At 73.0% G+C, this 20,281-nt stretch carries 14 protein-coding genes; 2 read left to right on the top strand and 12 right to left on the bottom strand.

The features are described 5' to 3' along the window. Positions 1-6: 6 nt before the first annotated feature. The 6 genes from F4554_RS07760 to F4554_RS07735 form a co-directional block, all read right to left on the bottom strand. Complete coding sequence (locus F4554_RS07760; RefSeq protein WP_179786759.1) at positions 7-1,686, bottom strand: ABC transporter substrate-binding protein; 1,680 nt, start codon at positions 1,684-1,686, stop codon at positions 7-9. Continuing rightward, positions 1,683-3,548, bottom strand: a complete 1,866-nt coding sequence (locus F4554_RS07755) for a beta propeller repeat protein (RefSeq protein WP_179786758.1) — start codon at positions 3,546-3,548, stop codon at positions 1,683-1,685. Before F4554_RS07755 ends, F4554_RS07760 begins: the two co-directional genes overlap by 4 nt. After that, on the bottom strand, positions 3,541-5,193 hold the full coding sequence (locus F4554_RS07750; protein ID WP_179786757.1) for a TCP-1/cpn60 chaperonin family protein: 1,653 nt from the start codon (positions 5,191-5,193) through the stop codon (positions 3,541-3,543). The genes F4554_RS07755 and F4554_RS07750 overlap by 8 nt, the downstream gene beginning before the upstream one ends. Then, positions 5,190-6,287, bottom strand: a complete 1,098-nt coding sequence (locus tag F4554_RS07745; RefSeq protein ID WP_179786756.1) for an ATP-binding cassette domain-containing protein — start codon at positions 6,285-6,287, stop codon at positions 5,190-5,192. Before F4554_RS07745 ends, F4554_RS07750 begins: the two co-directional genes overlap by 4 nt. Positions 6,288-6,359: 72 nt before the next feature. After that, positions 6,360-7,142, bottom strand: a complete 783-nt coding sequence (locus F4554_RS07740; RefSeq protein WP_179786755.1) for a phytanoyl-CoA dioxygenase family protein — start codon at positions 7,140-7,142, stop codon at positions 6,360-6,362. 7 nt (positions 7,143-7,149) lie between these two features. Beyond that, a complete protein-coding gene (locus F4554_RS07735) occupies positions 7,150-8,337 on the bottom strand; it encodes a LacI family DNA-binding transcriptional regulator (protein ID WP_179786754.1) in 1,188 nt (395 codons plus the stop codon). Between the two features lie 291 nt (positions 8,338-8,628). Between F4554_RS07735 and F4554_RS07730 the strand changes: the two genes are divergently transcribed. Further along, positions 8,629-9,555: an amidohydrolase family protein gene (locus F4554_RS07730; protein WP_202889196.1), complete on the top strand. Its 927-nt coding sequence runs from the start codon at positions 8,629-8,631 to the stop codon at positions 9,553-9,555. Between the two features lie 18 nt (positions 9,556-9,573). Here the strand turns inward: F4554_RS07730 and F4554_RS07725 are convergent, their stop codons facing one another. The 5 genes from F4554_RS07725 to F4554_RS07705 form a co-directional block, all read right to left on the bottom strand. Further along, positions 9,574-13,113, bottom strand: coding sequence for a UvrD-helicase domain-containing protein (locus tag F4554_RS07725; protein WP_202889195.1), 3,540 nt, complete (start codon positions 13,111-13,113; stop codon positions 9,574-9,576). Continuing rightward, a complete protein-coding gene (locus F4554_RS07720) occupies positions 13,110-16,334 on the bottom strand; it encodes a UvrD-helicase domain-containing protein (RefSeq protein WP_202889194.1) in 3,225 nt (1,074 codons plus the stop codon). Before F4554_RS07720 ends, F4554_RS07725 begins: the two co-directional genes overlap by 4 nt. A 113-nt stretch (positions 16,335-16,447) precedes the next feature. Continuing rightward, positions 16,448-18,052: an ABC transporter permease gene (locus F4554_RS07715; protein WP_179786751.1), complete on the bottom strand. Its 1,605-nt coding sequence runs from the start codon at positions 18,050-18,052 to the stop codon at positions 16,448-16,450. Continuing rightward, positions 18,049-18,969: an ABC transporter ATP-binding protein gene (locus F4554_RS07710; protein ID WP_179786750.1), complete on the bottom strand. Its 921-nt coding sequence runs from the start codon at positions 18,967-18,969 to the stop codon at positions 18,049-18,051. Before F4554_RS07710 ends, F4554_RS07715 begins: the two co-directional genes overlap by 4 nt. Before the next feature lie 101 nt (positions 18,970-19,070). Further along, positions 19,071-19,208 carry a hypothetical protein gene (locus F4554_RS07705; protein ID WP_179786749.1) on the bottom strand — a complete coding sequence of 46 codons (138 nt, stop codon included), beginning with the start codon at positions 19,206-19,208 and terminating at the stop codon, positions 19,071-19,073. A gap of 159 nt (positions 19,209-19,367) precedes the next feature. Here F4554_RS07705 and F4554_RS07700 point away from each other — a divergent pair, with 159 nt between their 5' ends. Continuing rightward, positions 19,368-19,928, top strand: coding sequence for a GbsR/MarR family transcriptional regulator (locus F4554_RS07700; RefSeq protein WP_179786748.1), 561 nt, complete (start codon positions 19,368-19,370; stop codon positions 19,926-19,928). On the opposite strand, the gene F4554_RS07695 is transcribed toward F4554_RS07700, so the two are convergent. Continuing rightward, positions 19,925-20,251, bottom strand: coding sequence for an MGMT family protein (locus F4554_RS07695; protein ID WP_179786747.1), 327 nt, complete (start codon positions 20,249-20,251; stop codon positions 19,925-19,927). The genes F4554_RS07700 and F4554_RS07695 overlap by 4 nt on opposite strands. Positions 20,252-20,281: the final 30 nt, after the last annotated feature.

The following is a 20,281-nucleotide window of genomic DNA, read 5'->3' as shown; positions in this document are numbered from 1 at the left end:
TGCCGCTCATCCCTTCAGGGCCGGCAGGACGGAGTTCTGGTACCACGGCGCGAAGACGTCGCGGTGGTAGTCCGGTGCGTTCTCCCGCCAGTAGGTGTCGTGCGCACCGAAGTACTCGCGGGCAGCCTTGACGAAGTCCGGGTCGGAGGTGCTGGAGGAGAAGCTCCTCGCCTGGGCGTTCATCGTGTCCTGCATCTTCGCCAGGTCCCCGCGCAGGTCGAGGGTGCCGCGTTCGTTCGCCCACCGCGAGGTCATGTCGTCGCGGGCGGTGCCGGTCGGCCCGGAGCTCAGCTCGGCCGGGAAGTAGAACGCCTCGTTCGGCACCAGCGGGATCTTGGAGGCCCGGCGCACCTGGTCCATGAACGGCTTACCCCACGCGTCGTCGGGAGTGACCGGCATCTGCTCCACCAGCCCGGCGAACAACGGCATGAAGTCGGCACTGTCGAAGACCCGCTTGGGATCCTTGGTGGCCGCGTACGTCGCCTTCTTCTGCTCGACCCACCCTGGCCCCTTCATCCACGCGTGCAGGCTGATCGCCTTGTCCAGCGCGAGGTCGTCCATGTCGGGTGAGAACCCGACGAGGTCCACCTGACCCTGGGTGGTGCCGGTACGCCCGTTCAGGCCGACCGGCTGGGTCATCCACCCCACGACGTCCTCCATCGGCTTCTTCAGCCGGGCGGCCAGGTCGGCCGGGGCGGTGTCGCTACCCGGCGTGTTGGCGAAGAAGATCACCGTGTTGTTGTGCATCGCGGCGTCACCGCGGACGAACGCCGCGAGCGTGTCCCCGTCGCCCATGCTCACGTCGGCGAGCACGCTCTTGTCCTTGAAGACCATGTCCCGCATGCCCTGGATGAGCGGCACCCAGCGGTCGGCGCCCGACATGTAGTCCCAGCGCCAGTTCCAGTTCGTCGCCGGTGCGGGCAACTGAGCGTGGAAGTCCATCCCGTCCGCGCTCATCCGCATGTTCAGGCCCCAGCCCTGCAGGACGATTCCCTTGCGCTTGCCCTTGGTGAGTCCCTTGGCGAGGGTGCGTACGTCGTCCCAGGTCCAGTCCGGCGTCGGTTCCTTCAGCCCCAGTTCGCGCACCAGGTCGACGCGGTAGTGCAGGCCGGTCCCGACGTTGTAGATCCACGGCGCGGCGTAGAACTTCCCGTCGACCTGCCACTTCTCCCAGATGGGCTTGACGTAGCTCGCCAGCTTGCCGGCGATGTCGTGCGTCTTCAGGTGCTCGGTCACGTCGGCCGACAGCCCCTGCGCCATCGCCGAGCGCACCGCCTGGCGGTTCCACCCGCCGAGCACGTCGCCGGGGAACATCGACGGGGCGGTGCCGCCGGTGATCGCGGTGGACAGCGTCTGCTGGTTCCACACGTCCAGCTTGACGTCCTGGATCGCGACGCCGGGGTTCTTGTCCATCCAGGCGCCGAGCACGTCCGCGTAGGACTTCGTTCCCGCGTTGGCCTGCTGGTCCTTCTTCGTCGGCATCGGGCCGTACGGCCAGCCGCCCGACGTCTTGAGTACGACATGCCCGTCGGTGCTGGCACCCCGGCGCGCGCACGAGCTCAGCAGCCCGCCACCGGCGGCGAGGAAGGTCCCCGACGCCATCAGGGACAGCAGTTGCCTTCGAGTGGGCGCGGCGGCGTACCCCTTCGGTCGGGGTGTTCTCGGACTTGCGGGATCGGTGTTCATCGTCCCCTCCTCGTCGGGATCGAGGTCCACACGCCGCCGCCGGCTAGCAGGACGAGGAGCTCGTCGCCGCGGCTGGCAAGGTCGTACGCCGACGCCGGATCCGGGCCGCCCTCGACGCGGCGCCAGTCGGTGTCGGTGCTTGTTCGGTCGGTGCTCTCGGTGTTCTCGGTGCTGAGGTCGATGTGGGCGCTGATGCCGGTGCTGGTGTGGGTGGGTGCGGGCTGGTCGTAGGACCAGAGTCCGTCGCCGGTGAGGACGGCCAGGCCGGTCGGCGTCCCGGCCATCGCCCGTACTCCGGTGCCGAAGGTCGCCAGGCGGTCCCAGCCACCGTCGCCACCACGGCCGAGCACAAGCCGCCCGATGCTGAGCACGGCCGGGCCCTCGGTGCCGGCCCGGGCGACGTGCACCTCCGGCCACGCCGTCTCGGCGGTGAGCTGCTGCAGCCACGTCCGCCCGCCGTCGGCGGAGTCGAAGACGGTCACGAGGTTGCGGCGGTGGTCGAACGTCGCCACCACGAGTTCGTCGCCACCGATCCAGCCCAGCGCGGTGAGCGGAAACGTGCCGAACGGCGCCGGTCGCTCCTGCCAGGTGTGCCCGGAGTCGGAACTGTGCAGCAGCGTGTCGCCGTGCCGCGCCGGTGCCGCCCAGCCGCGCCCGTCCGCGGCGAACGCCAACCGGCCGACCTCCCCGGTGCTCCCCTCCGCCACCGGAGTCCAGTCGGCATCGGCCGGCGTCCGCCGGGAGAGCCCGTCCGGCCCGGACGCCAGCAGCGCACCGTCGGGCGCGACTCCCAACCCCACCAGGGGAAACGGCACGTTCGCCAACGTCTCCCAGCCGGTTGGCGCAGCGGCCGGCCGGACCATCCCCGACCGCGGCCCGGCAAGCAGGGGCCGGCCGTCCCACCAGAGCAGCCGATCGAGGTCGGCCGTCGAGGGGACGCCGACCACGGACCAGCTGCGCCCGTCGTCGCGGCTGACCTGCAGGCCGGTGTCCGTTCCGGCGTACGTCGTCGCGCCGTCGGCCAGCAGGCAGTGCACCGTTCCGGGCTCGGCGACTCCGGAGGGACGCGCTGTCTCGCACCATCCGGTGCCGTCGGCGGATCGCCACACCCCTGCGCCGGACGTACCCGCGACCAGGGTTCCGGCCGCGGTCGCGACCAACGCGGTGACCGGTGCCGGGAGCGCGCCCAGCGGCGACCAGGTCCGGCCGTCGTCGGCGGAGCCCCACAGCTGTCCGGACTCCAGCCCGGCCACGACCGTGCCGTCCACGCCCAGCGCGAACGCCGCCACCGGCGCGTCGAGACTCGAAGCCTCCCGGCCGGCTTCCCTGCCGCCGCGCCCGGTCCGCCGCCAGGCCCGGCCGGCGTTCTCGCTGGCGAACACGCCCTCCGGCGTACCCGCGAGCAGCCGGCCGCCGGGCGTGCGGACCAGCGCGGTGACCTCGGTGTCGGCGAGCCCGAACACCGGCTGCCAGGTGCGCCCACCGTCCACGCTGCGGAGTACGCCGTCCCCGAGAGTGGCCGCGAGGGCGACGTCGTCATCCTGGTGGTCTTGGTGGTCCTCGCCCGACTCAGTGGCCTCCAGCGCTGCCGGCGGACGTACGTCGAGGAACGCCACCACCGGGGCACCGCTCCCCTGCACCTGCGCGAGGTCCCACGCGTCACGGGTACGGCGGGCGATTCCCTCCGCGCCACCGGCGAGCAGCCGGCCCGCCACGACACCGAGCGCGGCCACACAGGTCAGCGGACCATTGACCACCGACGTCGAACCGGTGGACACCACGCCGCCGACCCCGCCCAGCCACAGGTCCTCCGACCGGAGGCCCGTCGCGGCCGACAGGATCGGACTCGCCGGTTCACCCACGGCCGGTCACCACCGACGCCGACACCAGGACACCGGCCGTCGCGCCGGCCGCCTCCAACGCGGCGACGGCCACGCCCGCGACGTCGAGCACGCCGGCTTCTCGCATCGACAGGCAGCGATCGGTGCGTACGTCGACGCCGTGCCCGGGCCCGAGCGCACGGACCGCGGCCAGGGCGACCCGGGGTTCGCGGCGGCCGGCGTTGGCGACCAGGCGAAGGAACGGTGCCTCCAGGGCGGCCGCCACCGCGTCCATGCCGGCGGCCCGGTCGGGGTCGGCGCACTCCGTCCGTGCCGCGCGTACGGCGTCCACGCAGTCCAGGTAGGCCACCCCACCGCCGGCCACCACGCCGTCCCGCAGCGCGGTCCGGGCGAGCCGTACGGCCCGCCGGGCGGTCCGCAGCCGGTCCTCGCGTTCGGCCTCGGTGTCCGCGCCCACCTGGACGGCGCCGACCCGGCCGAGCAGGCGCGCCTGGCGCAGCCACATCCGGTCGGCGGTACGCGTTGTCGCCTCCGCGCCGTCGTCGAGTTCCCAGGCTCGAGTTCGCAGCCGGGCGGCCAGGTCGGTGAGTGCTTGTCGGTCGCCGTCACCGCCGGCGACCGACAGGTGCCCCGACCGCACGACAGCGCGCCGCGCCCTGCCGACGTACGCCGGGACGAACCGCTCCGGCGGCCGGCCGGACTCGGGCGACAGCACGGTGGCGCCGGTGAGCAGGGCCAGGTCGGCGAAGTCCTCGCCGCGCCGAATCCCGGCCGTGGTGAGGACGACCGGCGCGCTCACCACCAGCCCGCGGCGGTCGTTCAGCAGACAGGTCGTGGCAGCGCCGCCGGTCACGTCCTGGGCCACCAGCAACAGTGGCGGCCGGCCGGGCAGCGCGCGCACCGCCTCCAGAATCGGGACGACCTGCGCCAGGTCGTCGAGTACGACGTCCGCCACGACCACCGCCGGGTCGACCAGGGTCAGCTCGGTGTGCGAGCCCCCGAACGCACCACCGCCGGACAGCAGCTCCGGCCCGGTCGGGCGGGCGGGCCACCGGCTGCCGTCGACGTAGTCGTGGGTCACGCCGGTACGTACGGACTCCTCCACCACGACCGCACCGTCGGGTCCCAGGACGTCCAGCAGTTCCCCGACCGACGCGGCCAGCGCCCGGTCGCCGCCGGCCGCCTCGACCAGCCCGGCCAGGTCGTCCGGCCCGGCGACCGGACTCGCCTGGCTCTTCAGCGCGTCGGCGGCGCACCGGACCGCGGCCGTGATCCCGTCGCGGACCAGGACCGGGTTGGCGCCGGCGGCCACCATCCTGCGCGCGTGCCGGACGATCGCCGCGGTCAGCACCGCGGTGGTGGCTCCGCCGTCGCCGTGCCGGCCCACCACCGTGCGTACCGCTTCGCGCAGCAGCGCGGCGCCCGCGGTCGCGCCGCGCTCGGGCAGGGTGGTGACCCGGCGGGCGATGGTCGCCGCGTCGGCGAGGCCCTCGGCGGTCCCCCCACCGGCGTCGTTCAGCACCACGCCCCGGGCCGGACCCAGGGTGAGTGCGAGCAGCCGGGCGAGGGTCTCGAAACCGGCCGCGAGCGCGTCGGACCGGTCGGCGGTCGCGGTGGTCCCGACGGTTCTGGTGGCCCTGGTGGTCGCGGTGGTCGCGGTGGTCATGGCACCAACGCCTGTTCGCTGTCGTGGTCGAACAGCCGCAGTCCCTCGGGGGCGACGTCCAGGCGCACGGCGTCACCCGGCGCGAGCGAGCCCTCCTCGCCGGCCCGGAAGATCGCGGCCATCGACTGGCCCGCGGTCCGCAGCCGGACCACCGTCTCCCCGATCAGCGGCTCCACGTCGGTGACCTCGCCGGTGATGGCCGCGTCCCCGTCGGCGGCAGGCACCAGCGCGTCCGGCCGGATCCCCACCGTCACCTGCTCCTTGCCGTACCGCGACAGCCTGTCGGACCACGCCGACGGCAACGGGAGGGCCGCGTCGGAACCATGCGCGACGTACGAGCCGTTCACCGGCCGCAGCCTGGCCGGCAGCAGGTTCATCGGCGGGGACCCGACGAAACCGGCGACGAACACGTTGGCCGGGCGCTCCACGAGCTCGTCCGGCGGCCCGATCTGCTGCACCCGGCCGTTCGCGAGCACCGCCACCACGTCGCCCATGGCGAACGCCTCGGTCTGGTCGTGGGTGACGTAGACGCTGGGACGGCCCTTGTCGCGATGCAGGGCGAGGATGTCGCGCCGCAGCCGGTACCTCAGCTTCGGGTCGAGGTTGGACAGCGGCTCGTCGAAGAGGTACGCGTCGGCGTCCTTCACCATCGCCCGGCCGAGCGCCACCCGCTGCTGCTCACCACCGGACAGGTCGGTGATGGGCGAGCGGAGCAGCGGGCCCAGGTCGAGCCTGTCCGCGGCCGCCCGGATGCGGCGTTCGATCTCGTCCTTGGCCACCCCGCCGCGCGCCTGCAGCCCGTACGCCATGTTGCCGAACACGTCCATGCTCGGGTAGAGGCCGTACTCCTGGAAGACCATCCCGAGGTTGCGGTCGCGCGAGGGCAGCGAGGTCACCACCCGGTCGCCGATGACCACCTCACCCGCGTCGGGCTGTTCGAGCCCGCAGACGATCCGCAGAGTGGTGGTCTTCCCGCAGCCGGACGGGCCGAGGAGTACGAAGAACTGCCCGTCCTCCACCGTGAACGACATTCCGTCGACCGCCCGGTGGTCACCGAGCTGCTTCACCAGGCCGCGTACCTCCAGGGTGGGCACGGCAACCACTCCTTCCGGGGTCAGTTGGCGGGGGTCCGTTGGCGGGGGTCAGTTGGCGGGGTCAGCTGCCGCTCAGTTGGCGGGTGTGCCGGCGGTGTTCGCGGCGGCGGCGACGTCGCGCATCCCCGCCCACTCCCGCCAGATGTCGGTCATGCACTCCCAGCGCACCGACTGGTGGTCGACGTGGCTGAGCCGGAAGAAGATCGCGTACCGGATGTGCGGAGAGGCGTTGCCGGCGATGCCGTGCCCGAGCTGGTAGTGGGCCAGCACGGCGTCACCTGCCCGGGCGGTGACCTGCTCCGGCTCGGCCACCTCCACGTCCGGCATGCCGTTCAGCAGGGAGTCCGGCCCGTGCTCGCGGAAGTAGCTTTCGTACTGGCGGTGGCTGCCCGGCCAGACGGTGAAGTTGCCGGCGTACGACGTGGGCACGTCGCTGAGGAACACCCCCACCAGCGCGGTGAAGTTGGCGATCGTCCCCTTGGGCACACCGTTGTGCGGGCTGTACATGCCGTCGATGTGGGCGTGTGGGTCGTGCGGCGTGTCGGGCGTGGGGAAGCGCAACGCGATCTGGCCGGCGTTCACCGGGGCGATCGCACCCTCCCCGATCGCGGACTCGGCGACCTCCCACAGCGGGGACCGGTGCAGCAGGTCGGTGATGGCCGGGGACGTCTGCAGTTCCGGGGTGTAGGACCGGGACCGGAAGGTCACCAGGTCGTCGGGATGGATGCCCTCGGAGCCGAGCGAGCCGTTGATCGCCCGCAAGGCCGCGTTGACAAGCTCGCTGGGAACGATCCCAGGCAGGCGGACGAGACCGTCGTCGTACAACGCCTGCTTGTGGGCCGTGGTCAACCGCATCTGTCGATCATCCTTGTGTGGTTGGGGTCGTGGTCGTCGCCGCTTCGGAAGCCGAAGCAGGCTGGGAATCCGGGACCGACCTGGTGGGCCGGGACGGCGGGGCCGACTGTGGATCCGGGACCGAACGGGAACGCCGCGCCGGCTCGTACGGCGGCACCGGTGGGTTGCGCGGTGCGGTGGACCCGCGGACCACCAGGTGCACGCCGACCCGGGTCTCCCGCCAGCCCATGTGCGGAAAGCGCAGCCGCTCGGTGAGGTTCCACACCGCCTGCATACCGAGCAGTTCCTTGTCGACGGCGATGGTGGTGAGCCCGGGAACGCTGTGCGCGGCCATCGCGATGTCGTCGTACCCGATCACCGAGACGTCCGTGGGTACGGCGATCCCGCGTTCGCGGAGCAGGTCGATCGCACCGAGGGCGGTGTTGTCGTTGCCGCAGAAGACGGCGGTCGGCGGAGTCGGCAGGTCCAGCAGGGCGGCCATCTCCTCCCGTCCGCTCTCCGCGCACAGCCGTCCGTCGCGGATGTAGGCCGGATCGACCGGGACGCCGTACTCCGCCAGCGCCTGGCGATATCCGGCCAGCCTCGCGGTGATCGAGTACGCCGTCGAGGGCCCGGTGATGATGGCCGGCGGCGGACCGCGGTGGCCCAGGTCGAGCAGATGGGTGGTGGCCAGGTAGCCGCCGCGATGGTCGTCGGCCCGCACACAGTCCACCGGCAGGTCCTCGACCAGGTGGTCGATCAGCACACATGGCGTCCCGGTCTCCAGCAACCTCGCGACGTACCGCTGTTCGAGATAGCCGGCCAGCAGAAGTCCCTGCGCCTGCCGGCGGCGAAGCACCAGCGGCAGCCCGCGGCCGTCGAGGTCACCGTCGTGCAGGGTCTCCATCACCAGGGACACCCCGAGCGCGGCGATCGCCGACTGCGCGCCGTAGAGAACTGGCCCGTAGAAGGGGTTGGCCGGGCCGACGTAGTGCTCGCCACGGGCCAGCAGACCGAACGCCGAAACGCCTGCCGAGAGCGCCTCCGCCGGCCGCCGGCGCGGTTGGTAGCCGATTTCCTCCGCGGCCGCCAGAACGGCTTTCCGGGCCTGTTCGGAAACGGACGCATTACTGGTGAAGACACCGGAGGCGGTCCCGATCGAAACACCGGCACGCGCGGCGACCTCCCGCAGTGTCGACCGCCGCCGTGCACCCATTCAAGCCCCTCGCGTTTCACTGAACATTTCAGGAAACCCTGTCTGCGTGGCAGGTTACGTGCACAGGTCCGCACCGGGGAACGCCTGTGTCCCATCGTGGACAAGGGCCGGTCAGGCGTTTAGGCGTTCATTTCGACAAGTGAAGAGAACACTGAAATTTCAGCCGTATTCGGTCGACTGAAAGGGTCCACTCGATTTCCGTGAATGCGCTCGCACCACCGACAATGTGGCCATGCCGAATAGCGCCCGCCATTCGAGAGCGCAGTCGCCATGACTCCCTACACCGGTCCAGTGGTCGACGCACACCACCACGTGTGGGACCTCGCCGTGGGCGGCCAGCCGTGGCTGCTCGACGATCCGATGATCGCGTTCCGGTACGGCGACTACGGCCGGATCCGCCGCGACTACCTCCCGGCCGACTTTCGGGCCGACGCCGCCACGGTCGCCGGCCGCGGGCTCGACGTGGCCGGGAGCGTCTTCGTCGAGACCGAGTGGCGGGTCGACGACACCCTGTCCGAGGTCGCCTGGGTGAGCGGGCTGGCGGAGCGGACGGGCGTTCCCAGCGTGGTCGTCGGGCACGCGGTACTGGACTCACCCGGCGTCGCCGAGCACCTGGCCGCGATCGCCGGCGCACCGCTTGCTCGCGGGATCCGGCACAAGCCCGGCGGCGCGGCCACACCGGACCGGGCGCCGGCCGAACCCACCCTGATGACCGACGCGCGCTGGCGGGCGGGCTTCGCGCGATTGGCACCGCTCGGCCTGCACTACGAACTCCAGGTGCCGTGGTGGCACCTGCACGAGGCGGCCGACCTCGCCGCGGCGTACGACCGGACCCGGATCGTCATCAACCACACCGGACTGCCGGCCGACCGGTCACCGGCCGGGCTGGCCGGCTGGCGGGACGCGATGCGGCGCGTTGCCGAACACCCCAACGTGTACTGCAAGATCTCCGGGCTGGACGTGCCGCACACCACCTGGACGCCGGACCTGCAGCGCGAGGTGGTGCTCACCACCCTGGACCTGTTCGGCCCGCGGCGGTGCATGTTCGCGAGCAACTTCCCGGTGGACGCGCTGTGGGCGACGTACGCGCAGATCTTCGGGGGTTTCCAGGACCTCACCGCCGACCTGTCCGCGAGCGAACAACGCGCGGTGTTCTTCGACACCGCGTGCGACTTCTACCGGATCGGCCCGGACCGCCTGTGGTCGGCGGCCGGCTGATCAGGCAGCCGGTCGGCCCTAGTCTCCGGCCTCCTCGGGGACGTCGGCGATGAGTGCCTCCAGGCCGTCGGCGTCGAGCAGGTCGACGGGCCGGACCGTCCGGTTGTGGCGTACGTAGTGGAACGCGGCCCGCACCCCCTCCAGCGGCAGTCCGGTCAGCCGGGCCCACGCCAGCCGGTACGCCGCCAACTGCACCGTGCGGGCGGCCTCGTCCTCGGCGTCTCGGGGAGGTCGCCCGGTCTTCCAGTCCACCACCTCGATCGCGGTGACCGGTTGGCCGCCGACGATCGCGGTCACCGGCGAGCCGGCATCGCCGTTCGGTACGTCGGCATCGCCGTTCGGTACGTCGGCACCGTTCGATCGGCCGGCGCCCTCGACCGGGAACACCGCGTCGGCGCGACCGCGCACGACCACGCCACCGACCAGGAGCTCGAACGGCACCTCGACCTCGAGTGGTTGACGGTCGGCCCACTCCGAGGCCAGGAACGCGTCCTGCAGCGCGAGGAGGTCGTCGTCGGGTTCGGCCTCCGCGTCGGCCGAACCGGGCAGCTCGTCGATGTCGAGCAGCTGCTGCAGGCCGTACCGCGACTCCAGCCAGGCGTGGAACGCGGTGCCCCGCCGGGCCAGCGGATTGGGCGCGTGCGGGACCGGCCGGCGGATCGACCGCGCCAGCGCCTCCGGCTCCCGGCGCAACTGCACCAGCTGACTCACCGAGAGCCGGTCGGGCAGGGTGACGACGATGTCCTCGCGGTCGACCCGGCGCGCGCGTTCGGTGAGCAGCAGGTCGACGTCTCGCTGCCACTCCAGGGCGGCCTGCGCCACCTCGGTGGGAAGCTCCCGCTCGGCCGCGAGCTCGGCCTTTGACCGGCGCACGAGTTCGGCACCGACCTCCAGCTCGGAGCGTCGTCGTGGCGTGAGCGGGTCGTAGGGCCAGGCGTGCCGGCGCGGCTGTGCGGTCAGCGGGTTGCCGGCCGCCAGGTCGACCTCGCCGTGCCAGATCCCCACCTTGCCGGCGCCGGCGCGACAGGTGTCGGCGATCTCCAGGAGGTACTCCCCCGGCTCCCGGGGACGCTGGGTCTCGTCCCAGCGGTAGCCGGAGCAGACCAGTAACTGCCGCGCGCGGGTGACCGCGACGTAGGCGAGCCGGCGTTCCTCGATGCGGGCACGCTCGCCGCAGTCCTCCACGAACTGGTCGAACGCCTCCTTGACCTCCTTCTGGTCCAGCGCGTGCTCGACATCGAGCACCGGCAGCGCGTCCCGGTCTCCGCGCAGCGGGAACGGCAACTCGCCCAGGTCGGTCAGCCAGGCCTTGTCCTTCGCGCCGGCGGTCGGGAAGACGCCCTCCACCAGGCCGGGCACGAACACGACGTCCCACTCCAGGCCCTTCGCGCCGTGCACGGTGAGGACCTGGACCCGCTCCTCGGCGACCTCCACCTGCCCGGGCTCCAGGCCGCGTTCCTCGGTGTCGGCCGCGTCGAGGAAGGCGAGGAAGGCCGCCACCGACACCCCCTCGCCGCTCTCGGCGAACCCGACGGCGACGTCGAGGAACGCGTCCAGGTCCGCCCGGCTCACCGCGACGTCGCCGGTGCGGGCGGCGATCTCCACGTCGAGGCCGAGGGTGCGTACGACGTCGGCCACCAGGTCGACCAGCGGCTGCGCGGCCCGCCGGCGGAGCGACCGCAGCTCGTGGGCGAACAGCGTGAGCCGCCGGCGCCCCTCCGGGGAGAACCAGCCGTCGGCGGGCGCGGTGTCCACCGCGTCGAGGGCGTCGATGATGCTGGCGTTGTCCACGTCGTCGTGCTCGGCCTGCTCGGCCTGCTCGGCCTGCTCGGCCTGCTCGGCCTGCTCGGCCTGCTCGGAGCCGGAACCACCTTCGGACATCTCGGCCGACCCGGTTTCGTCCGGTCCGGTGGTTCCGCCCGGTCCGTCCGGCCGGCTCGATCCACCCGGTCCACCGGAAAGTCCGGGGCCGGCGGCCAGCCGGCGAGCCCACCGGCCGAGCGCGTCCAGGTCGCGTGGTCCGATCCGCCACCTGGCCCCGGTGAGCAGCCGCATCAGCGCGTCGCCGCGCCCGGGGTCGGCGAGCACCCGCAGGGTCGCCACGACGTCGGAGACCGTGGGCGCCGACAGCAGGCCGCCGACACCGACCACCTCCACCGGCAACCCGGCGGCTCGCAACTCGTGGGCCAGCCGGTCGATCTGGCTGCGGCGCCGAACCAGCACCGCGACCGTACGTCCCGGCTTCCCCTTGGCGCGGTTGTCGGCGTCGGCGTCCCACACCGCCCGGGCGCGGGCCGCGACGTCGGCCGCCTCGTCGTCCACGGTGTGGTGCAGCGACACCACGACCCGGCCTTTCGGGTTGCCGGGGTGCGCGGCCAGCTCGCGTACGTCAAGGCCGCCTTGACGCAACGGCGTCGCCAGGACGTTGGCCACCTCGAGGACCGAGGAGCCGTTGCGGAAGCTGGTGGTGAGGGAACGGGTGGGTGCGAGCGTGCCGTCCGTGGTGCGGAAGTGGCTGCCGAACGACGTGAGCGTCGCCGCGCTGGCGCCGCGCCAGCCGTAGATGGACTGGCACGGGTCGCCGACGGCGGTGACCGGGTGCCCGGTGCGGCCGCCGAAGAGCCCGCGCAGCATCGCGAGCTGGGCGTGGCTGGTGTCTTGGTACTCGTCCAGCAGCACGACCGGGTAGCGCTCCCGCTCCCGCTCGCCGACCTCGTCGAACTCCTCCGCCAGCCGGGCCGCCAGCGCGGCCTGGTCGGCGAAGTCCACCGCCTCGCGCCGCCGCTTCTCCTCCTCGAACGCCCGCACCAACGGCAGCAGCGCGACCCTGGCCTGCTGACGGGCGAGCGCCTCCGCGACGTTGCTGTACAGCGCCTTGCGGGTGCGCGCGACCGCGGGCTTGCTGGTCACCGTGGCCACGAGTTCGTCGGTGAACGCGGCGATCTGCTCGGTGGTCACCAGATGGCCGCTCATCTCGCCGTGCAGGGCGAGCACAGCGTTGACCACGGTGGAGAACGCCGCCTCCACCGCGTCCATCGGCCCGTCGTAGGTCTCCACCACCCGGGTGGCGTACTGCCAGGCGGTGGCCGGGGTGACCAGGCGCGAGGCCGGCTCGCGTCCGAGCCGCAGCGCGTGTTCGGACACGATGCGCTGGGCGTAGGCGTCGTACGTGGCGACGTTGACCTCGCCGGGCGGCGCGTCGCCGTCGGCCTCCAGGCTGACGTGGCCGCGGGCTCGCAGCTGGCCGAGCCGGTGCCGGATGCGGGCCGACAGCTCCCGCGCGGCCTTGCGGGTGAACGTCAGGCCGAGCACCTGCTCGGGCAGGATCAGCCCGTTGGCGACCAGCCACACGACCCGGGCGGCCATCGTCTCGGTCTTGCCCGACCCGGCACCGGCGACGATCACGCCCGGCTCCAGTGGCGCCTGGATCACCGCGGCCTGTTCGGCCGTCGGCGGGTGCAGCCGCAACATCCGGGCGAGCTCGACCGCGGTGTAGCGGACGCCGTTGGGCCTGACCAGCGGAAGCGCGAGCTGGGTGGCGGACACTTGGTCGGTCACGGGGTCACCTGGCCACCCTCGACGTGCAACGGGCAGGAACGCCGGGACGGGCACACCCCGCACCAGCGGTTCTCGCTGGCGTCGAAGTCGGCCGCGGCCATGCCCTCGGCCGTCTCCTCGACCAGCCGCTGCGCCCACTTCGGGTCCTCGGCACCGGACAGCGGCTCCTGCGACTGCTCGGTGACCTTCGACCCGCTGCCGAGCTGGACCAGAACCGCGCCGCCCGATCGCGGACCGTCCTCCGGGCCGCCTTCGAACCCGCCCTGCTCGACCGCGAACTGGTAGGCGCCGAGCTGCGGATGGGTGGGCAGGTCGGCCGCCACCGGCTTGCTCTTGCCGGTCTTCAGGTCGACCACCACCAGCCGCCCGTCGGCGTCGCGTTCGAGCCGGTCCACCCGGCCGGACAGCACGGCCCGTCCGACCTCGACGGCGAACGTCTCCTCCGCCGCGGCCAGCTCCCGCGGGTTGCTCCGCAGCCAGCCGGACAGGCGCTCGACGAGGGTGCGGGCCTGTTCGTGCTGGCGTCGGGAGTGCCAGCCGGTGCCGCTGTCCAGCCGCGCCCAGCGGGTCTCGAACGCCGACAGGATCTCGTCGGGCACGACCGCGCCGATCGCGACGTCGTACGCCAGGTCGTGCACCAGGGTGCCTACGCCCTGACTGAGCAGGTCACCGGCGGTGCCACCGCAGCTTTCCAGCAGCCAGCGCAGCGCACAGCGGGCGAACGCCTCCACCTTGCTGGGCGAGACTCGGACCTGCTCGTCCGGACCGCGCAGCGGCGCGTCGTCGGTGAGCGGTGCCACGGCGTACCACTCGGCCGGGTCGGCGCCGCGGATTCCGGCGGCGGCCAGCCGGGCGAGCTGGTGCGCGGCGGCCAGCCGGCGCGGGTCGTCCGGGGCGTCGGGGTCGGCGTCGGGCGCACACACCACCGACCGCAGCTCTGCCACCACCGCCGCCAGCTCCAGGCCTCGGGGCACGCGGGTGAGCGGGCGTTCCTCGCCCGGGCCGGTCCAGGGGACCAGCTCGTCGACGAACCGGGACGGGTGCGTCTCCTCGCTGGACACGGCTGTGATGATCAGCCGCCGCCGCGCCCGGGTCACCGCGACGTAGAACAGCCGGCGCTCCTCGGCGAGCAGATGGCTCACCGTGACCACCGGCGACGGGTCACGTCCGGCGACCAGGTCGACCAGCGACTCCGACCCCAGCAGGGAGCCACGCAGCCGCAGGTCGGGCCACACGCCCTCCTGTACGCCGACCACCGCCACGACGTCCCACTCCAGGCCCTTCGACGCGTGGGCGGTCAGCACGGTGACCGTGTCGCCCTCCGGCGCCCGGGGCGCGAGCGTGTCGGCCGGAATCTCCTGGCCGAGCAGGTGGTCGAGGAACACCGCCGGACCCGCCGCCGGCATCCGGTCCACGAACCGCGCGACCATGTCGAAGAGCGCGGTCACCGCGTCCAGGTCGCGGTCGGCCGCGGACGCGCCCGGTCCGCCCGACGCGGCGCGGCGTGCCCAGCGGTCGGACACCCGGGCGGCCGACCACACCGCCCACAGCACGGTCTCGGCGGTGGCGTTCGGTGCCGCAGCGGCCTCGGCGGCGGTGGTGAGCAGGTGCCCGATCCGTCGCGCCGGCGCGGTGGCGGCCGGATCGAGCGGGATCAGCACCCGCGGGTCGGCCAGCGCCTCGACCAGCAGGACCGAGGAGGACCGCCCACCGCCCGCGGCCAGCTCGCTGCGGCGCAGCTCCTGCCGCAGCCGGCGCAGGGCGAGGGCGTCGGCGCCGCCGTACGGGCTGACCAGCAGGTCGAGGGTGTCGTCCGAGTCGAGCTCGGTGCGTTCGGTGGCGATCGAGAGGACGGTCAGCAGCGGGCGGACGGCGGGCTGGTCGACCAGCGGCGTCTCCTCCAGCCGGACCGTGGCGGGCACGCCGGCGGCGGCGAGGGTGCGGCGCAGCAGCGGGATGTACGACGCGGCGCGCACCAGCACCGCCATCCGCGACCACTCCACGCCGTCGACGAGGTGCGCCTCGCGCAACCGCTGGGCAACGAACGACGCCTCCTGGTTGCGCGTGTGCAGCAGGTGCGCCTGCACCTCCCCCGGAGGCGCGTCGGGCACGGCGACCAGGCGGCGGTGCGCCGGGGGCCCGCCCAGCCGGTCGGTGATCCGCCTGGACGCCTTCAGCAGGGTGGCACCGGCGCGGCGGCTTCGGGTCAGCGCCACCGTCGGCGCCTCGGTCCCGCCGACGGTGGGGAAGCGTTCGGTGAACCGGCGGATCCCCTCGCTCTCCGCGCCGCGGAAGGCGTAGATGGACTGGTCGGGGTCGCCGACCACCACCAGCTCCCGGCCGCCACCGGCGAGCAGCCTCAGCAGCTCCTCCTGGGCGGGGTCGGTGTCCTGGTACTCGTCCACGAACACCACGGCCCGGTTGGCGCGCTCGCGGGCGAGCAGGTCCGGGTCGGCGCGCAGCAGGTCGACCGCGGCCCGGACCAGCTCGGCCGGGTCGTAGGCAGGGGTCTCCGGGCGCAGTGCGGTGATCGCGGCGTACTGCCGGGCGAACCTCGCCGCCGCCCGCCAGTCGTCGCGGCGCTGCTGACGGCCGAGGGCGCCCAGGCCCGGCGGCTCGATCCCCCGCTCGGCCGCACGGAGCAACAGGTCGCGCAGCTCCTGGGCGAAGCCGCGGGTGCGCAGCGCCGGGCGCAGCCGGGCCGGCCAGTCCTTCGCCCCGAACTCCTCGACGTCACCGCGCAGCAGGTCGCGGATCATCAGGTCCTGCTCCGGGCCGGCCAGCAACCTCGGCACCGGCAGGTCGTTCAGCACCGCGTCGTTGCGCAGCAGACCGAAGGCGTACGAGTGAAAGGTGCGGGCGAGCGGCTCGCGGATGGTGCGGTCGAGCCGGGCGGCGATCCGGTCGCGCAACTCGGCGGCGGCCCGCCGCCCGAAAGTCAGCAGCAGCACGTGCTCGGGCTCGATGCCGTCCCGCTCGATCCGGTCGACCGCGGCCTCCACCAGCGTGGTCGTCTTGCCGGTGCCCGGACCGGCGAGCACCAGGAGCGGACCGCCGCGATGCTCCACGACCCGCCGCTGCGCCTCGTCGAGGTCAGGGCCGGTCAGCCGCGCCGGATCGCTGGTCCTGGGCCGCCGGACGAGCCGATAGGCCGGCGCACCCGATCCGTCGGGCCTGGCCGAGGAAGGGGAGGAACCGGAAGAGACGGGAACAACCGACACGCCCCGCATTCCATCAGACCGCGCCGACAGACCGGTTCAACAGCCCGGTCGGACAGCGCGGTTGGGCAGCCGCCCGCGTCGTACGCCGACGGCTGCCGAACCCGCTCACCGCGTCAGCCGACCGGCACGTCCCGCCGGCGTACGCCGACCAGCCCGGCGACCACGAGCACGGCGGCGACCAACGTCAGCCACAGCAGCGGCGTGGCGGACGCGTGCCCGCCCGGCAACCGCGGAATGTGGGTGAACGGCGAGAGGTCGAGCACCTTCTGGCTCAGGCCGAGCAGCACACCGACCTGCCCCACCAGCAGGAACGCCGCGAACACCGCCCAGCTGGCCCCGGCCAGCCGGGGTGCCAGCCCGACCAGCGCCATCGCGACGCCGGCCAGCACCCACACCGCGGGCAGTTGCACCATCGCGCCGGCGAGGACGCGGGGCAGCTGGCCCCCCACGTCGTCGGTGTTGGCGCCGTGCGCGAGACCGGCGGTCACCCCGGCGGCGGCCAGCGCCACCGTCGGGCCGAGCAGCGCGAAGCCGAGGTGGCTCGCCACCCAGGTCACCCGGCCGACGGCGGTTGCCAGGACGGGTTCGGCCCGTCCGCCGGTCTCCTCCGAACGCATCCGCAGCGCCGCCTGCACGGCGTACGCGGCCGCGATCAGCCCGATCGTGCCCAGCATGGCCGCGAGAGTGGCGTCGACGATGGCCGACTGTCCGCCCATGCGCTGGAACATCTCCTTCAGCTGCGGGCTGCCGTTCATCATGTCGCGTACGCCGTCGGCGACTCCGCCGTACACCACGCCGAGCAGCGCCAGTGTGATGGTCCAGCCGAGGAGCAGCCCGCGGTGCAGCCGCCAGGCCAGGCCGAACGCACCGGACAGTCGCGGCGAGGCCTGCGCCGGGCCCAGTCGCGCGGGCAGAATGCCCGCGCCGAGGTCACGCCGCGCGGACAGGGCGGCGGCGGCCACCGCGAGGATCAGGGTCGCACCGGCGCCGAGGCCGAAGATCCACCAGCGTTCGTCGCCGTACGCCCGGACCGCGTGCGACCAGCCGATCGGCGAGAGCCAGGACAGCCATGCCGCGCCCGAGTCCGGCCCACCGACGTCGCCGGCTACCCGCAGCACGAAGGCCGCACCGAGCGCACCGAGCGCGATCGCGCGGGCGGCGCCCGCGCCCTCGGTGAGCTGGGCAGCCAGTCCGGCCAGGGCGGCGAACACGCAGCCGCCCAGCGCGCACCCGAAACCGAGTGCGTACGAGCCGGTGGCCGGCAGGCCCACGCCCATCAGGCCCGCTGCCATCAGCAGCCCGAAGACGAGGTTCGCGCAGACAGTGACCAGCAGCGCGGCGGCCAGGCCGGCCTGCCGGCCGAGGACGGTGGCGCCGAGCAGTTCGCGCCGGCCCGCGTCCTCCTCGGTGCGAGTGTGCCGGACGACGGTGAGGATGCTGATCACCGCGACCACCACCGGGAAGAACCCGACGCGCTGCGCGATCAGCCCGCCGATGCCCGAGGCATGCAGGGGGCCATACAACGCCAGGAAGGTGGGGTTGGTCCCGGCCGTCTGGGCGTACTGCTCCTGTTGGGCGAGGGTGGGATAGAGGTCGCGGGTCCCCGAGGCGAGGCTGGCCGGGAGCAGACCGAGCAGCACGATCCACAGGGGCATGACGAACCGGTCGCGGCGCAGGATCAGCCGCACCATCCGGCGGGTGCCGACGAGCGCGCTCATCGGGCCACCTCCGCCGGCTCGGTCCCGGAGACGTCGTCCTGGTAGTGCCGCAGGAACAGCTCCTCCAGCGTGGGTGGCTGGCTGGTCAGCCCGCGCAGTCCGGAGCGGGTGAGCTCGGCCATCAGCACGTCGAGGCGGCTGGTGTCGACCTCGCACCGCACCCGCGTACCGTCGATCTGCAGGTCGTGGACTCCCGGCAGGGACGCCAGGCCGTTCGGCGGGCTGGCCAGGTCTGCCTGGATGGACGTACGCGTGAGGTGGCGAAGCTCGGCGAGCGTGCCCGACTCGACCGTGCGGCCCCGGCGGATGATGCTCACCCGGTCGCACAGCGCCTCCACCTCGGCGAGGATGTGGCTGGACAGCAGGACCGTCCGCCCCCGCTGGCGCTCCTCGTGGATGCACTGCTGGAAGACCTCCTCCATGAGGGGGTCCAGGCCTGACGTGGGCTCGTCCAGGAGCAGCAGCTCGACGTCGGAGGCGAGCGCGGCGATCAGCCCCACCTTCTGCTTGTTGCCCTTGGAGTACGCCCGGCCCTTCTTGCGCGGGTCGAGCTCGAACCGCTCCAGCAGGTCGGCCCGGCGGTGAGGGTCCAGCCCGCCCCGCAGCCGGCCGAGCAGGTCGATCACCTCACCGCCGGACAGGTTGGGCCACAACGTCACGTCGCCGGGGACGTACGCCAACCGGCGGTGCAGCGAGGTGGCGTCCTTCCAGGGGTCGCCGCCGAGCAGGTTGACCCTGCCCGCGTCGGCGCGCAGCAGGCCGAGCAGGACGCGGATGGTGGTGGACTTCCCGGCGCCGTTGGGGCCGAGGAAGCCGTGTACTTCACCGGCCCGGACGCTCAGGTCGAGGTCGTCCAGGGCCACGGTGCGGCCGAAGCTCTTGCGGAGCCCGGACACGGAAATGGCAAGTTCGGTCATCGAAGTGTGTCCTCGTCGTACGTCGAAGTCGTGGGGTCGAGCGATCTGCGGCTGTCCGCCCGTCAGGCCCGGTCAGGGCCGGTAACCGCGGGCGGCAGGGTTCAGCTCGGCGGGTCGGAGTCGGCCTTGCGCGCGGCCGCGGTCAGTGCCCGGGAGGTGGCGACCTCGCGGCCGGTCGGCCGTACGGATGGGTGAGCGTTTGTCCGCCACGGCGCCGGAGCGCCCTGCAGCGAGCTCATCGCGCTTCTCCTCTGCCCCGGCGCAGCCGACGGATCGCGGCTGGCAACCTCCGGGGCGTACGCTTCGCACGTTACATGAGATTCACACACTCGTGAAGCTTGTTTACAGCGTTATGCTGAAGAAGCTCGTGACCGGCATCCTGGAAGGCGAGGCGAAGCATGACCACCGAGACCACGAGGGATGCCGGCCGGCCCGCGGAACGCGACGAGGAACGTAACGAGGATCGCGACGAGGACAAGGTTCGGCGGTTCGTCGAACACATGGCGATGCTCTTCGAGGGCTGGGGATTCCCCCGGATGGCCGCCCGGGTGCTGCTGACGATGATGGCCGCCGACGAGGAGACGCTCACCGCGGGCGATCTCGCCGAACGCCTCGGCGTCAGCGCGGCCGCTATCTCCGGCGCGGTGCGCTACCTGCAGCACATCGGAATGCTGAGCCGGGAACCGGTGCCCGGTGAGCGCACGCATCGCTACCGGCTGCCGGACGACCTGTGGTACGAGACCACGGTCGGCAAGCGTGGGGTGCTGGCGAGCGTGGCCGAACTCGCCGGCGACGGCGCCCGGGCACTGGGTGGTTCGGCCACCCCGTCAGGGCGCCGGATGGAACAGATGCGGGACTTCTACGTCTTCGTCGACGAGGCGCTCGGCGACCTGATGGAGAAGTGGGAGGCGGAGCGCACCACGAAGGCGGACCGCAGGGCGAAGTCGAAGCGGAGTTAGGACAGTCCCTGGGCCAGGGTTCGAGGTGCGCCGTCCCAGCGGGCGGCGGGCATGTCCACCCGGCCGGAGGGCTCACGGAACGGCGTGCCCTCCGCGCGCAGCCGCCGGACCGCCTCCCCGGCGTGACAGTCGGCGGGCCGCCCGTCTGCCCTGACGACCCGCCACCAGGGAACGCTCCCGCCGTAGTGCGACATCACCCAGCCGACCTGACGGGGACCACCGTCGCCGAGGTACTCCGCGACGTCGCCATAGGCGAGCACAGCACCGGGCGGGATGCTCTCCACGACGGAGAGCACCCGCTCGACGTACTCCTCGGTCGGCATCTGCTCGTTGGTTCTTCCAGGCGGCGGTGC

The organism is Actinopolymorpha rutila (genome assembly GCF_013407855.1).
Lineage (GTDB): Bacteria > Actinomycetota > Actinomycetes > Propionibacteriales > Actinopolymorphaceae > Actinopolymorpha > Actinopolymorpha rutila.
This window is presented reverse-complemented; position numbering and strand designations above follow the sequence as displayed.